Source organism: Brevibacterium moorei, from assembly GCF_024580735.1.
GTDB lineage: Bacteria > Actinomycetota > Actinomycetes > Actinomycetales > Brevibacteriaceae > Brevibacterium > Brevibacterium moorei.
In genome coordinates this window covers 1-14,373 of sequence record NZ_JANIJX010000028.1, presented here as the reverse complement: position 1 = coordinate 14,373, position 14,373 = coordinate 1, and the positions used below count along the sequence as shown (strand labels likewise).

Annotated in this window: 13 protein-coding genes; 11 read left to right on the top strand and 2 right to left on the bottom strand. The window is 67.4% G+C overall.

Annotation, left to right across the window (positions count from 1 at the left end; translation table 11 throughout):
• Window positions 1–80 precede the first annotated feature (80 nt).
• From NQ034_RS14240 to NQ034_RS14230, 3 genes are all read left to right on the top strand, one after another.
• A complete protein-coding gene (locus tag NQ034_RS14240) occupies window positions 81–866 on the top strand; it encodes a crotonase/enoyl-CoA hydratase family protein (protein ID WP_257049654.1) in 786 nt (261 codons plus the stop codon).
• 85 nt (window positions 867–951) lie between these two features.
• Window positions 952–2,457, top strand: a complete 1,506-nt coding sequence (scpC, locus tag NQ034_RS14235) for a succinyl-CoA:acetate CoA-transferase ScpC (protein WP_257049653.1) — start codon at window positions 952–954, stop codon at window positions 2,455–2,457.
• Window positions 2,458–2,545: 88 nt separating this feature from the next.
• On the top strand, window positions 2,546–3,880 hold the full coding sequence (locus tag NQ034_RS14230; protein WP_257049651.1) for a cryptochrome/photolyase family protein: 1,335 nt from the start codon (window positions 2,546–2,548) through the stop codon (window positions 3,878–3,880).
• An 18-nt stretch (window positions 3,881–3,898) separates the two neighbouring features.
• Here NQ034_RS14230 and NQ034_RS14225 read toward each other — a convergent pair whose 3' ends face one another.
• Entirely contained in the window at window positions 3,899–4,786 is an 888-nt protein-coding gene (locus NQ034_RS14225) for a TIGR01777 family oxidoreductase (RefSeq protein ID WP_257049649.1), read from the bottom strand.
• An 86-nt stretch (window positions 4,787–4,872) separates the two neighbouring features.
• On the opposite strand from NQ034_RS14225, the gene NQ034_RS14220 reads away from it, so the two are divergent.
• The 8 genes from NQ034_RS14220 (at window position 4,873) to NQ034_RS14185 (ending at window position 13,244) form a co-directional block, all read left to right on the top strand.
• Window positions 4,873–6,045, top strand: coding sequence for a ferrochelatase (locus tag NQ034_RS14220; protein ID WP_257049647.1), 1,173 nt, complete (start codon window positions 4,873–4,875; stop codon window positions 6,043–6,045).
• An 85-nt stretch (window positions 6,046–6,130) separates the two neighbouring features.
• Window positions 6,131–6,607 carry a pyridoxamine 5'-phosphate oxidase family protein gene (locus NQ034_RS14215; protein ID WP_257049645.1) on the top strand — a complete coding sequence of 159 codons (477 nt, stop codon included), beginning with the start codon at window positions 6,131–6,133 and terminating at the stop codon, window positions 6,605–6,607.
• A 50-nt stretch (window positions 6,608–6,657) separates the two neighbouring features.
• Window positions 6,658–7,236 (top strand): MarR family winged helix-turn-helix transcriptional regulator, encoded by a 579-nt coding sequence (locus tag NQ034_RS14210; protein ID WP_257049642.1) that lies wholly within the window; start codon window positions 6,658–6,660, stop codon window positions 7,234–7,236.
• An 81-nt stretch (window positions 7,237–7,317) separates the two neighbouring features.
• The gene (locus NQ034_RS14205; RefSeq protein ID WP_257049640.1) at window positions 7,318–7,644 is read left to right on the top strand and encodes a rhodanese-like domain-containing protein; all 327 of its coding nucleotides are present in this window, start codon (window positions 7,318–7,320) and stop codon (window positions 7,642–7,644) included.
• Window positions 7,644–9,341: a phosphoglucomutase (alpha-D-glucose-1,6-bisphosphate-dependent) gene (gene pgm, locus NQ034_RS14200; RefSeq protein WP_257049638.1), complete on the top strand. Its 1,698-nt coding sequence runs from the start codon at window positions 7,644–7,646 to the stop codon at window positions 9,339–9,341. The genes NQ034_RS14205 and pgm overlap by 1 nt, the downstream gene beginning before the upstream one ends.
• A gap of 167 nt (window positions 9,342–9,508) precedes the next feature.
• Window positions 9,509–10,777: an MFS transporter gene (locus NQ034_RS14195; protein ID WP_257049637.1), complete on the top strand. Its 1,269-nt coding sequence runs from the start codon at window positions 9,509–9,511 to the stop codon at window positions 10,775–10,777.
• A gap of 295 nt (window positions 10,778–11,072) precedes the next feature.
• Complete coding sequence (locus tag NQ034_RS14190; RefSeq protein WP_257049636.1) at window positions 11,073–12,266, top strand: glycerate kinase; 1,194 nt, start codon at window positions 11,073–11,075, stop codon at window positions 12,264–12,266.
• Window positions 12,267–12,350: 84 nt separating this feature from the next.
• Window positions 12,351–13,244 (top strand): alpha/beta hydrolase fold domain-containing protein, encoded by an 894-nt coding sequence (locus NQ034_RS14185; protein ID WP_257049635.1) that lies wholly within the window; start codon window positions 12,351–12,353, stop codon window positions 13,242–13,244.
• A gap of 208 nt (window positions 13,245–13,452) precedes the next feature.
• On the opposite strand, the gene NQ034_RS14180 is transcribed toward NQ034_RS14185, so the two are convergent.
• Complete coding sequence (locus tag NQ034_RS14180; protein WP_257049634.1) at window positions 13,453–14,097, bottom strand: copper resistance CopC family protein; 645 nt, start codon at window positions 14,095–14,097, stop codon at window positions 13,453–13,455.
• Window positions 14,098–14,373 lie beyond the last annotated feature (276 nt).

The window sequence follows — 14,373 nt, the reverse complement described above, 5'->3', positions numbered from 1 at the left end:
GGAAGGCTGCCAGAGGGCGGCCGGGGGGCGCCCGGGCCCAACCGATCCACGACAACGACGAACACGACGAAGGAGTCACCATGTCACAGCCAGACCAGCAGACCGATGCGCCGGTCCTCACCGAGAACCGCGCGGGCGTCTTCATCATCACGCTCAACCGGCCGCAGGCCAAGAACGCCGCCAATGCCGCAATGGCCAAGGCGATGGCGGCCGCACTCGACGAGTTCAATGAGAACGACGATCTGCGGGTCGCTGTGCTCACCGGCGCCGGCGGCACCTTCTGCTCCGGCATGGACCTCAAGGGATTCGTCGGCGGGGAGACCCCCAGCATCCCCGGGCGCGGCTTCCTGGGGCTGACCCAGGCCCCGCCGGCCAAGCCGATCATCGCCGCCGTCGAGGGCTACGCCGTGGCCGGCGGCTTCGAGACGGCACTGGCCTGCGATCTGATCGTCGCGGCCGATAACGCCAAGTTCGGTCTGCCGGAGGTCAAGCGCGGCCTGGCCGCGGCCGCCGGCGGCCTGGTCGCCCTGCCCCTGCGCACGCACCGCGCGGTGGCCCTCGAGATGATCCTGACCGGCGACTTCTACGATGCACAGTTCATGCAGGCCAACGGGATCGTGGGCCGCGTGGTGCCCGCCGGAACCGCGCTGGACGGTGCCCTGGAGCTGGCCGCCCGCATCAACGCCAACGGCCCGCTGGCCGTGCGCAGGTCCAAGGAGGTCGCGGTGGCCGCCCCCGAATGGCCGGCCGCGGAACGCTATGCCCGCCAGCAGGAACTGATCGACGACGTCTTCGACTCCGCCGATGCCAAGGAGGGCGCAACCGCCTTCGCCGAGAAGCGCGCCCCGCGCTGGACCGGTAAATAGGCGGTAAGCAGACCCCTCCCCGGCTGGCTGGGGACAGGTTCACCTAAGGGGGATGGCCCCCGCAGGATGCGTAGACTCGTAAGTTATGCCCCGCATTACCTGTCCCCAGCTCGCTCAGAAGGTCACAACCGCGGAAACCGCCGCCCAGTACATCCACCCGGGTGACAATGTCGGCATGTCCGGCTTCACCGGCTCCGGCTATCCCAAGGCCGTGCCCAGCGCCCTGGCCAAGCGGATCCGCGCCGCCCACGAGACCGGCCAGGACTTTTCGATCGGCCTGTTCACCGGCGCCTCGACCGCTCCGGAACTCGACGGCGTGCTGGCCGAGGTCGACGGCGTGCACCTGCGCGCGCCCTTCATGGGCGATCCGACCATGCGCAAGGCGATCAACGACGGCCGGGTCGAATACAACGACGTGCACCTGAGCCATCTGGCCCAGCAGGTGTGGTTCGGCCACTACGGCAAGCTGGACGTGGCCGTGGTCGAGGTCTCCGCCATCCTGCCCAACGGGCTGTTGGTCCCCGGTTCCTCCGTCGGCAACAACAAGACCTGGCTGGATCTGGCCGACAGGGTCATCCTCGAGGTCAACGAATGGCAGCCCGAACACTGGGAGGGCTTCCACGACGTCTACTACGGCACCCGCGTGCCCCCGCACCGCAATCCGATCCAGCTGCTCGAACCGAACCAGCGCATCGGGGATCCATACCTGCGGGTAGACCCCGACAAGGTCGTGGCGGTCGTCAAAACGAACGCCCCCGACCGCGACAACGCGTTCAGCCCCGTGGACGCGAACTCGGAGGCGATCGCCGGGCACCTCATCGACTTCCTGCGCCACGAGGTCCGCGCCGGGCGGATGCCCAAGTCCCTGTTGCCCATCCAGTCGGGCGTCGGCAATGTCGCCAATGCGGTGCTGGCGGGCCTGGCCGACTCCGAGTTCGAACACCTGACCTCCTTCACCGAGGTGATCCAGGACGGACTGCTGGACCTGGTGGAATCGGGCAAGATCGATTCCGTGTCCGCCACCGGCTTCAGCCTCTCGCGCGAACGCGCCGAACGCTTCCACGCCGATATCGCCAATTACAAGGGCCGCGTGCTGCTGCGCCCGCAGGAGATCTCCAACCACCCGGAGACCATCCGGCGCCTGGGCGTGATCGCGATCAACGGCATGCTGGAGTCCGACATCTACGGGCATGTGAACTCCACCAATGTCTCCGGGTCGAAGATGATGAACGGGATCGGCGGGTCCGGCGACTTCGCCCGCAACGGATTCCTGAACTTCTTCGTATCGTCGTCGACCGCCAAGCGCGGCGCGGTGTCCTCCATCGTGCCCTTCGCCAGCCACGTCGACCATACCGAACACGATGTCCACGTGCTCGTGACCGAACGCGGTATCGCCGATCTGCGCGGGACCTCGCCGGTGCAGCGCGCCAGGCGGATCATCCGCGAATGCGCCCACCCCGACTACCAGGACCGGCTGCTGGACTACCTGGACCGCGCGATCGCCGCTAACCCGCACGCCCAGCACGAACCGCACATCCTGGCCGAGGCCCTGTCCTGGCACGTCAACCTGGCCGAGACCGGCCATATGTGAGGGGTTGAAGCCCCAGTGCCAGCCCCGAGTGCGCCGGCGCGTGCCCTCGGCTCGGGTACCCGGCACCCCGGCTTGCTAGTGTCATGAGATGACCACACTCATATGGTTTCGCGATGATCTGCGCTTAACCGACCATCCGGCTCTGCACGCAGCGGCGAGTGAGAGCGAGGATACCGTTGCCCTGTATGTGCTCGACGAGGAGTCCGAGCACGTCCGGCCACTCGGCGGCGCCGCCAGGTGGTGGCTGAACCATTCCCTGAGAGCGCTGAGCCATGACCTCGGTAACCTGGGTGTCCCGCTCATCCTGCGCCGGGGGCCCGCTGCGGTCGTCGTCCCGGAGGTGGCCCGGGAATGTGGGGCGAAGCGGATCCGGTGGAACCGCCGGTATGGACCCGCGCGGCAGACAGATGCCCTGATCAAGGCGGAACTGTGCGAAGCCGGGCGCGACGCCAGGTCATTCCCCGGAGACCTGCTGTTCGAGCCGTGGACGGTCAAAACACGGCAGGGCACGTCCTACCGGGTCTACTCCGCCTTCTGGAAGGCCGCGACCGCCGGCCGGGCACCGGTGCGCCCCCTGCCCGCCCCGCACTCACTCACGGCCGCACCCGCACAGCCCGGCAGCGAACAGCTGGACGATTGGGGACTGCTGCCGCACGCCCCGGACTGGGCCGCAGGGCTCGCGAAACGCTGGTCACCGGGCGAGGCCGCAGCGCAGGAACACCTGCGCAGCTTCCTGTCGAATCGGCTAACGGACTACGCGGACCGCGATTTTCCCGCCCGCAGCGCAGGCTCGGAACTCTCGCCACACTTGCGCTGGGGCGAGCTGAGTCCCCGCACGGTATGGCATAAGGCCCTCGAGGCCGCCGGCGATCCGGGTGCGTTCCTGTCCGAGCTCGGCTGGCGCGAGTTCGCCAAGCACACCGAATATCATGCGGGGTCGCTGGCCGGCGCCAACCTCGACGACAGGTTCGATCGGTTCCCGTGGCGGATGGGCCCGGAAGTGGATACGGGCGAACTCAGGGCATGGCAGCGCGGACGGACCGGGTTCGGCATCGTCGACGCCGGCATGCGGGAACTGTGGCAGACCGGTTTCATGCACAACCGAGTGCGGATGATCGCCGCGTCCCTGCTGACGAAGAATCTGCTGTTCGACTGGCACATCGGCGAAGCATGGTTCTGGGATACCCTCGTGGACGCCGACGGTGCCAGCAACCCGTTCAACTGGCAATGGGTGGCCGGTTGTGGGGCCGATGCGGCACCCTATTTCCGCATTTTCAATCCCGAACTCCAACAGCGCAGGTTCGACCCCGAGGGGCACTACACCAACCGGTGGGCTCCGGACAGTGCGGCACTCACACCGCTAGTCGACCTGCGGGAATCCCGGGCCAGAGCACTCGAGGCGTACCGCTCACTGCCCCACTGACGCACGGAAGCGGCGCGCTCAGCGGTTCAGCACAGAGTCCATAGCCGCTTGAGCGGTGGGGTGGGTGAACTTGAATCCCGTCTCCAGGAGGACTGCGGGGAGCACGTGGGCATCGGGCAGTAGGAGTCCGTCGGCGGCCTCGGAACCGAGTACGGCACGCAGTGCCCAAGCGGGCGCTGGCAGGGCGAAGGGCCTATGCAGCCGGTGCGCCAGAGCGCGACAGAGCTGATTCGCCGTGGGGCTGCTGGGACCTGCCAGGTTGACCGGTCCGAGCAGTCGCCTGTCCAGAATGTGCAGGATCGCCGCGACCTCGTCCGGCAGGGAAATCCACGGCCAATGCTGTTCCCCGGAGCCCAGCGGGCCCAGCAATCCGAACCGCGCAAGCGGGACGAGGGGCTTGAGCAGGGCCTGCGGATGCAGCACGGGAGCGGTTCGCAGGAGGGAGACGCCTGTCCGCAGCACATTCGCCTCGGCTTCCCAGCGCTGGCACAGCCCGGCGAGGAAGGTCCGGCCCGGCCCGGCGGACTCCGGGAGATACTCGGCGGGGCGATCGCCGTAGTAGCCGACGGCCGAGGCCGAGACCAGGTGTGGGGCGCCCTCACCCAGGGCGGCGAGCGCCCGGACCAGGGCGCGGACCGGCTGCACCCGCGATTGGACGAGTTCACGGCGATAACTCCGAGTCCAGGGGACACGGCCGATGCTCGCGCCGGACAGGTTGACCACGGCCTCGGCATCGGCCAGGACGGCTGGATCGAGTTCGGCGGTCCCCGGATGCCAGTGGTACTCCCCGGGGCCGCGCGCGGGGCGTCTGACCAGGCGGAGAACGTCGACACCGCGCCCCTCCAGTGCCCGGCACAGCTCGGTGCCGATGAGACCCGATGAACCCGATACGACTACTTTGCGCATCGCCCTACCCCCCCATCACTGACATTTTTTCTTATCTTTAATGCTATAGTAACATTTAGTTAAATACTTTTCGAGAGGACCACCAGGTGATTTCACTAGTCTCCAACGCGTCTCCGGCCAGCTCCGACGGTGCCGCGTACGCATCGACGCCCCAGCGATACGACGGCCTGCTGCTTGCGGGATTCGGAGGGCCGGAAGGACAGGACGATGTCATTCCGTTCCTGCGCAACGTCACACGGGGCAGGGGCATCCCGGACGAGCGGCTGGAGGTCGTGGCCCGCCACTACCGCCACTTCGGAGGAATCAGCCCCATCAACGAACAGAATCGTCGGCTGCGCGCAGCCTTGGAGGCCGAGCTGGCACAACGCGGAATCGATTTGCCGGTGTACTGGGGCAACCGCAACTGGGAGCCCTATCTATCGGATGCGCTTAGGCAGGCCGCCGAAGCCGGCCACACACGCCTCCTTGCCTTCGCGACAAGCGCGTACAGCTCGTTTTCGAGCTGCCGGCAGTATCGGGAGGATTTCGCCATGGCGCTCGAGGAAACGGGCCTGGACGATACGATCAGCATCGATAAGATCCGCCAGTTCTTCGACCACCCGGCATTCGTCGAAGCCTTCGCACAGGACCTGTGCCGGACTCTGCGCGATTTCCTGGCAGACGGTCTGGACGCTACCTCTATCCGCGTCCTGTTCACAACGCACTCGATTCCAACGGCGGATGCCCTGTGTTCGGGTCCGCGGGACCGCGAATTCGGGCCGGAGGGCGCCTATGGGGCCCAGCATCGAGCCGTCGCAGCAGCCGTGATGGCCAATGTCGTGGACAAAGATCCGCGGCTGTCCGAAATCGCCTGGGAGCTCGTCTTCCAATCCCGCTCCGGCCCGGCCTCGCAGCCCTGGCTCGAGCCGGATATCTGCGACCGTATCGCCGAACTGCCCGCAGAATCGGTTTCGGCCATCGCGATCTGTCCGATCGGATTCGTCAGCGACCATATGGAGGTCATGTGGGACCTGGACACCGAGGCGAGGGAAGCCGCCGCGGCCTGCGGAGTACGGGCGGTCCGCACGGCCACCCCGGGAGCGGCCCCGGGGTTCGTCGCGGGAATCGTCGACCTGATCGAGGAGAGGATGTCCGCCCTGGAGCCGGACCGACGACCGGCGGTGACCGCGCTCGGACCCTGGTTCGACGTGTGCAGGCCGGGTTGCTGCGAGAACAAAAGAGCAGGATTCAAGCCCGCCGTGGCCGGCCTCGCCCCCTGAAACCCCATCGGTCGGCACACGAGGTCGGCATACGAGAAACAGTCGGAACAGAGACTTGTCCGAATAGAGAATAGAGGAGAACTAAATGACAGAGATCACCGCACACGACATAGTGACGGCAGTGCGCAAGGCCCCGTGGGTCATGCTGACGACGACGCGGCCCGACGGCGCCCTGGTGTCGCATCCCATGGTTGCCCAGGAAGTGACCGATGCATGTGACATATGGTTTTTCATCTCACTATCGGCAGACCAAACCGAGGCGCTGCGGCAGGCGCCCGCGGTCAACATCGCCGTAGCGCAGGCGGGTACCTGGGTGTCGGTTTCCGGCGTTCTTTCATTCGTCGACGATTCGGCGAAGATCGCCGAGCTGTGGAATGACCGCGCAGCCGAATGGTTCGAGGGCGGATTGGCGGACCCTGACCTGGGGCTGATCCACGTGAAGAGCGAGTCCGCGCAGTACTGGGGAACCGAGGGCGGCAGGATTCGCAGCCTGGTCGAACTGGTCAAATCCCGGATGGGCGGTCATCGGCCGGAGGGCTCCTCGGAGACCTTCTCCCTCTGACTCCCAAGCGCTTGCGGACGTACATCCGGAGCAAGAGGAACGTGCGTACCATGAAGAGCATGACAGGCACCGCGAGCAGGGATCACGAGGATCCCGTTGCCAAAGCCCTTTACCGCCCGCGGCCGATCGACCCGGCTACACACGACGCCGGGCCGATCGGGCGCGCCGCTGCCGAAAGTTCGCAGGTCGACAGGCTGATGCGGGCACTGGCCGAACTGCGAACCGCTGAACGGGTAGTCCTCGAAGCCTCCGAGAAGTACATGAAGCTCAGTGCCCAGGACATGCGCGCCGTGCACTATCTGATCGCCGCCAAGCGAATCGGACAGATCGTGACCCCGGGGATGATCGCAACGCACCTCGAGATCTCAGCGGCTTCGACGACGAAACTGTTGAATCGCCTTGAACGGGGAGGCCACGTGGTCCGCCGCGTGCATCCGGTGGACCGGCGCGCATTCGCAATCGAGGTCACCCCCGCAACGGAGAACCTTGCCAAGCAGACCATCGGACGGCAACATGCCAGGCGCCTGAATGCCGTGCTCGGGCTCACGCCCGATGAACGTGAAACCGTCATCGGCTTCCTGCACGACATGGCCGCAGAGCTGTCGCTGTCGAACGCCGATTGGGCGTGAACCGCCGGCCCGACCGGACGAAACCGACCATCCAGCGGACACCCCTGGAGGTCTCCTGACACACGTCCTAGGGTAGAGGGCATGGATATTCCCAGTGTTCCCGTAGGCGAGATCCCAGACGGCGCCAACATCCTCGATGTGCGCGAAGACGATGAATGGACCGCCGGCCATATCGACGGCGCCCAGCACATCCCGCTGGGCGACCTGCCCGCGCGCTACGGCGAGGTCCCGATGGATGAGGACGTCTACGTCATCTGCCGCTCCGGCGGCCGGTCCCGGCAGGCCACCGCATGGCTCAACCAGAACGGCTTCGACGCGGTGAATGTCAACGGTGGAATGGGCGCGTGGAACCTGGACAACGGTAAACCGATCGTCTCCGACGGCGACGCCGAACCCTGGGTGATGTGATGAGCGAATCCACCACCGCCGGCCGGACGGACGGGGCGGGCGAAGCGCCCGTGCGCGCGGGTCTGCTGCCCCTGGAGTCCGATCTGGTCGACGTTGAGGCGCTGCTCGACGCCTACCACGACATCGTGCCGGACCCCAGGGAATCGACCCAGCGGATCTCGTTCGGGACCTCGGGCCACCGCGGCTCCAGCTTCTCCGCCAGTTTCAACGAGGCCCACATCGCCGTGATGACCGCGGCGATCGTCGACTACCGCAAACAGCAGGGCTACACCGGCCCGTTGTTCCTGGCCCGCGACACCCACGCGCTGAGCGAACCGGCGTTCCTCACCGCGCTCGAGGTGCTGGCCGCGGCCGGCGTGCCGATCATGATCGACGACCGGGACGGCTACACGCCCACCCCCGTGCTCAGCCACGCGATCATCCGCCACAATGCGACCCGCGGCACCAGCCAGGGCCTGGCCGACGGCATCGTCATCACGCCCAGCCACAATCCGCCGGCCGACGGCGGCTTCAAGTACAACCCGCCCCACGGCGGGCCGGCGGACACCTCGGTCACGAAGTGGATCGAGGACCGGGCGAACGCGCTGCTCGAAGACGGCTGGGAGAAGATCCCGCGGCAGCTGTTCCAGCGCGCCTTCCACCTGGAGAACACGACGAACTTCGACTACACGGCGAACTACGTCGACGACCTGCACCGGGCCATCGACGTGGACGCGATCGCCGCGTCCGGGGTGCGCATCGGCGCCGACCCGATGGGCGGGGCGAGCGTGGACTACTGGGTCGCGATCGCCGAGCGCCTGGGCCTGGACATCGACGTGGTCAATCCAGAGATCGACCCGACCTTCTCGTTCATGCCGCTGGACTGGGACGGCAAGATCCGGATGGACTGCTCGAGCCCGTTCTCGATGGCCAATCTGGTGTCCAACCGCGACTCCTACGATCTGGCCACGGGCAATGACGCGGACTCCGACCGCCACGGCATCGTCACCCCCGACGCGGGGCTGATGAATCCCAATCACTACCTGGCAGTGGCGATCGACTACCTGCTGACCCACCGGCCCGGCTGGGACGCGGGTGCGGCGGCCGGCGCCGCGGTCGGCAAGACAGTCGTGTCCTCGTCGATCATCGACCGGCTGGTCGCCGCGCGCGGGCGCAAACTGTACGAGGTCCCCGTCGGCTTCAAATGGTTCGTCGACGGCCTGTCGACCGGCGGACTGCTGTTCGGCGGCGAGGAATCCGCCGGCGCCAGCTTCCTGACCAGGGACGGCGGCGTGTGGACGACGGACAAGGACGGCATCCTGCTGGACCTGCTGGCCGCCGAGATCATCGCGACCACCGGCAAGACGCCCTCGCAGCGCTTCACGGAGCTGGAGGCCGAACTCGGTTCGAGCGTCTACGCCCGCAAGGACGCCCCCGCATCCAAGGCGCAGAAGGCCAAGCTCAAGGCGATCACCCCCGAACAGGTCACCGCGGACACCCTGGCCGGGGAGAAGATCCGGGCCGTCGTGTCGCAGGCCCCGGGCAATGGCGCGGATCTGGGCGGCGTCAAGGTCGTCACCGACAATGCGTGGTTCGCCGCGCGCCCGTCGGGGACCGAGGATGTCTACAAGATCTACGCCGAGTCCTTCACCGGCGCGGACCACCTGGCACAGGTGCAGGAACAGGCACAGCACCTAGTCGACGGCGTCATCGGGTAACGAGTCCCCGTGTGACGCCCGGCTCTACCGCGGCGACCTTACGATCGGATAGGCTGTCTGTGCATATTGTGAATCAGCCCCGGCGCTCTGGCGCCGGGGCTGGTTTGGTGCAGGCGAGTTATCCACCGGCGACCGGCCGGCATTGAGAATCGGGGAGGTCAGCGCAGATGGCGAAAGACGAGTCGGGGCGGAAGGGGTCCCTGCTGGGCCCGTACAAGGAGATCTTCGCACTGCCCGGCGCCCTGCGCTTCTCCCTGTCCGGACTGTTGGCGCGCTTCCCGATCGCCGTGTTGGGCCTAGGCATCGTGCTCTACATCCAGGGCACCACGGGCTCCTACGGGATGGCCGGCTCCGTCACCGCGGTGTTCATGATCGTCCAGGCCATCGCCAACCCCATCGTCGCCAAACAGATCGACCGGCGCGGCCAGGCGAAGGTCATGGTGCCCCTGGTAGTGGTCCACCTGGTGGCGCTGGTCGCGCTGATGCTGGTGGTCCCGTCGAACCTGTGGGTCGGCCTGACCTTCCTGTGCGCCGGTGCGGCAGGTGCCACCATGGGCAGCGTCGGCGCCCTGGTGCGCGCCCGCTGGGCCTACGCCGCACAGACACCCGGACAGTTGAACACCGCCTTCTCCTGGGAGGCCGTGGCCGACGAGATCCTGTTCGTCTCCGGCCCCGTCATCGTCACGGCCCTGGCCACCGCGGTGTTCCCGCCGGCCGGACTGCTCATTGCGATGATCGCGCTGACGATCGGCTCGATCCTGTTCTACGCGCAGAAGTCCACGGAACCCGAACCCTCCCCCAAAGCGCCCACCGACGCCAAGGGCAAGGTGCTGTCGAACTCCGGCATCTTCATCGTCGTGCTCATCGAGCTGTTCCTGGGCGCGAACTTCGGTGCCACCGATGTGGCCACCGTGGCCTTCGCCGAGGAACGCGGGCTCAAGGAGATCTCCGGCATCGCGCTGGGCATCTACGCCGGCGGTTCGCTGATCTCCGGTGCGATCTACGGGACCATGGTCTGGAAGTCCCAGCCGCGGACCCGCTATGTGCCCCTGCTGGCGCTGTTGTGCGTCGGCACCTGGCTGCTGCAGTTCACCGACAACCTGCCCGTGCTGTGCATCCTGCTGTTCGTCATGGGCTTCACGGTTTCCCCCTCGCTCATCATCGGCCAGCAGATCATCCAGGAGCTGGCCCCGCCGCGCCGCCTGACCGAGGCCCTGGCCTGGGCCAGCACCTCGATGGGCTTCGGGGTCGCCGCCGGAACCTCGGTCGCCGGCATCCTGATCGACGCTTCCGGGGCACACGCCGCCTACCTGGTGCCGGCCGTGGGCACCACCGTCAGCGTGGTCCTGGCACTGCTGTTCAACCGGCGCTTCGACCCGACGATCCGGTCCCATGCCGCCCGCCAGGCCCGCGCCCAGCGGACCATCGTGGAGTAAGCGGCGGGGAATGCGACGCTCGGAGAACCGAGCGGGATGCTGTGAGCCGCGCGGGTGTGATCCGCTGCGCGCAGCGTGCAATATATCTGGAAAACTATCTGCAAGGTTAGGCGGCCTTTGCTGGCAGACTGTTTCGCGGGCGGCTTAATCTGAGGGTGCCGTGGCGGTCAGACTGAAACAACGTGTGGCCGTCATGGTTTTTATCTTCCCGGCTGCGCGTGCGGACCCGCGGCTCCCCGCTGTTTTTTCCACCCCCGTTGATCTAGATCACAGCCACAGCCCGTAGAATTCAACCATGCGCATCCTCCTGGCCCCGGACAAGTTCAAGGGCACTCTCACCGCGGCACAGGTGGCCCATATTCTGGCGCGCACACTCCTGGCCTCGGGCCCACAGTCATCCGATGATTCAAGCGATCCCATCGTCGTCGAATCCGTTCCGATCGCCGACGGCGGCGACGGCACGGTCGCGGCGGCCATCGCCCACGGCTTCACCTCAGTACAGGACACGGTCACCGGGCCCCTCGGCACCCCCGTCAGTGCGACCTGGGCGCTCTCGGACGGAGTACCCACCGGCCGCACGGCGATCATCGAACTCGCCACGGCCTCGGGCCTGGCCCTGCTGCCCGCGGGGCCGAACCCGCACACCGCAACGGCGGCCACCACCCGCGGCACCGGCGAGCTCATCGCCCGGGCCCTGGACGCAGGCGCGGACACGATCGTCTTGGGAGTGGGGGGCTCGGCCACCACCGATGGCGGACGCGGCATGCTCGAAGCCCTCGGCTGGACCGGGGAGCCCGCGGGCCCGGTCGCGGACGGCCCAGGGGCCGTCCCCCGCCTGCCGGGGCTCGACCCCCGGCTGGCCGGGGTCGACGTGATCGTGGCCTCGGACGTCGTCAATCCACTGCTGGGGCCCAACGGCGCCGCTGCGATCTTCGGCCCGCAGAAGGGCGCCGACCCTGCCACCGTCACAGACCTCGAGGCCCAGCTGGCCGATCTGGGCCGGCTGCTCGACCCACAGGACCGATTCGCGCGGGTGCCGGGCGCAGGTGCCGCAGGGGGCACCGGATTCGGCGCGCTGGCCGGGCTGGGCGCACGGCTACAACCCGGCGCCGACTACGTGATGGAGCTCGTGGGCTTCGCCGCCGCCCTGGCCAGGGCGGATCTGGTCATCACCGGCGAGGGCTCCTTCGACTCCCAGAGTCTGGACGGCAAGGGACCGGGCGCAGTGCTCGACGAGGCCGCGGCCGCCGGAGTCCCGGCCCTCGTGGTGGCCGGCCGTTCGGACCTGGACGCCGGAGCCCATCCGGCTCTGCGCGGTATCTACCGGATGACGGACATCGCGGCTCCGGACGTCTGTCTGGCCGAACCCGAGCGAGTGCTCGACGAACTGGCCCGCCGACTGGCCGGGGACCTCGGCGCGGGGATTCCAGGCGGAGCAGCCCACTGCGCGAATCCCGGTGGCGACCCGGGCGCAGACAGCGCCAGCTGAACCCGATTCATCCGAACACTTCATATGCACAGCTGCGGGCCGCACGGCCCAACACCGGCCGGCCGCCACTCGTAGAGGGAAGAAATGCCGTCATTCAGACATGACATGTACATCCAGCTGACCCGCCTGTACCTTCAGGAGGACACGTTCGACAGTGTCGAGCAGGCGGCTCAGTCGGCTCTGGCAGATCGTCAGCGCGACCAGCCGGGCCCACCGCCCCACCTGTCCGCGCGGATCACCCGCGAGGTCGGCCGGCTGGGCTTCCCCGTCTACACCGTGCACCCAGCCAACGGACCCGAGGCGCAGACCCCGCCGATCGTCTATCTGCACGGCGGCGCGTACGTCCGCCAGATCCGTCCCCAGCACTGGACCTTCGCCGCCCGTCTGGCCCAGGCAACCGGAGCGCAGATCATCGTGCCGCTCTATCCCCTGGCCCCGGAACACACCTGGCACGACTCACACGAACAGCTACTGCAGTTGATCCTCGACATGCCGGGGCCCCGTCCCATCCTGATGGGCGACTCGGCCGGCGGCGGGCTGGCCCTGGCCCTGGCAGCCGAGCTGCGCCATGAGCACGGCGTGACCGATCTGCCGGGCATCGTGCTGTTCTCCCCCTGGGTCGACCTGACGATGCCGGCCGGCGATGAGGATTACGCCGCAGCCGACGACCCCTGGCTCAACGCCACGAATCTGCGCTTCACGGGGCGCCTGTGGGCCGGGTCCGAGGACCCCGCCGATCCACGGATCAGCCCGGCCTACGCCGACCTCTCGGATCTTCCGCCCACACTCATCTTCTCCGGTTCCCGGGACGTGCTCCACGGCCAGGTGCTCGACGTCGCGGCGCGGCTGGAGGCCAGCGGCACCCGCTGCGAACTCCAGGTGGGCCGCGGGTTGGTCCACGTCTACCCCCTGCTCGCCGTGCCCGAGGCCCGTGCCGCCTTCGACACGATCGTCACCTTCGTATCCCGCCAGGCCTGAGCACCGCGACACCGTCCTAAGCTGCGCAGGTGCGCGGGTGGTACCACTTGCGCTCAGTGGCAGCAGATGCGCGCGCATACGGTGCCACGCAACGCAAGTGGTACCACCGAAAAGGCGCGGGCGCCCAACCCGAGGGGCACCCGACTCGCGAGTATCACCGAAAAGGCGCGGGCACCCTCGAAGGAGGGTGCCCGCGCCTGTGGAGGGGTCACTTGTCCTGGTTCAGGCCCTTGAACTTGCGGATCAGCAGGGCGATGACGATGCCCAGCACAGCGCCGGCGCCGATCCCGATCAGCACGCCGGTGCCGGTGGAGATCCCCGACCCGGTGTTCTCCTGATCCACCCCGCCGCTGAGCTCGTTACCGCCCAGCGCGGCCGGAGTCTGTTCATCGGCCGGGGCCGCCGCGCCCGCGGACTCCTCGGCTTCGGAGGTGCCCTGCTTCGCGCTGCCGCCGGCCTCGCCGTCGCCCTTGACGGTGAAATCGATCGTGCCGGAGACGGGGTGGCCGTCGGCGGACACCACACGCCACAGGACCTTGTAGTCGCCTGTGGACAGATCGTCGGGCAGCGCGGACATCAGCTTGCCGTCCTCGATGGTAATCTCGCCGGCGGAGACGTCCTTGCCCTCGTGCATCACCTTGACCTCGGTGCCGGTCTTCTGAATCTTGCCGCTGAAGTTCAGCGTGAGGTATTCGGGTGCGGTCTTCAAGGTCGCACCGTTTTCCGGATCTGATGACACCAGCTGGTCGTGGGCCGAGGCCGCGGGGGCGAAGAACATACCGCACACCGCGAAGGCGGCGGCCAGCAGCAGGGCCAGTGGCATGGTTCGTTGGGGACGGATCGGGATAGACACGGAGTGCTCCAAGAGACGAACGTTCGGGACACGGACAGTCTACGCAGCCGCGGCTGGGAGATACTTCAATGCCACTACCGGTGTTCCCACTCGATGGCGGCATGTTTCATCGACTGGCCGGTTCATGTGGATTTCTTCTCCAAGAATCTGCTGTGAAGTCTCGGGACATCGTGACCACAGATGTCTCACAACATCGTGACCACCATGTCTCACCACATCATGACCATACCCATGGTCACGTGGACTCATGACCCGTGACTACAAGCCCACACAAGA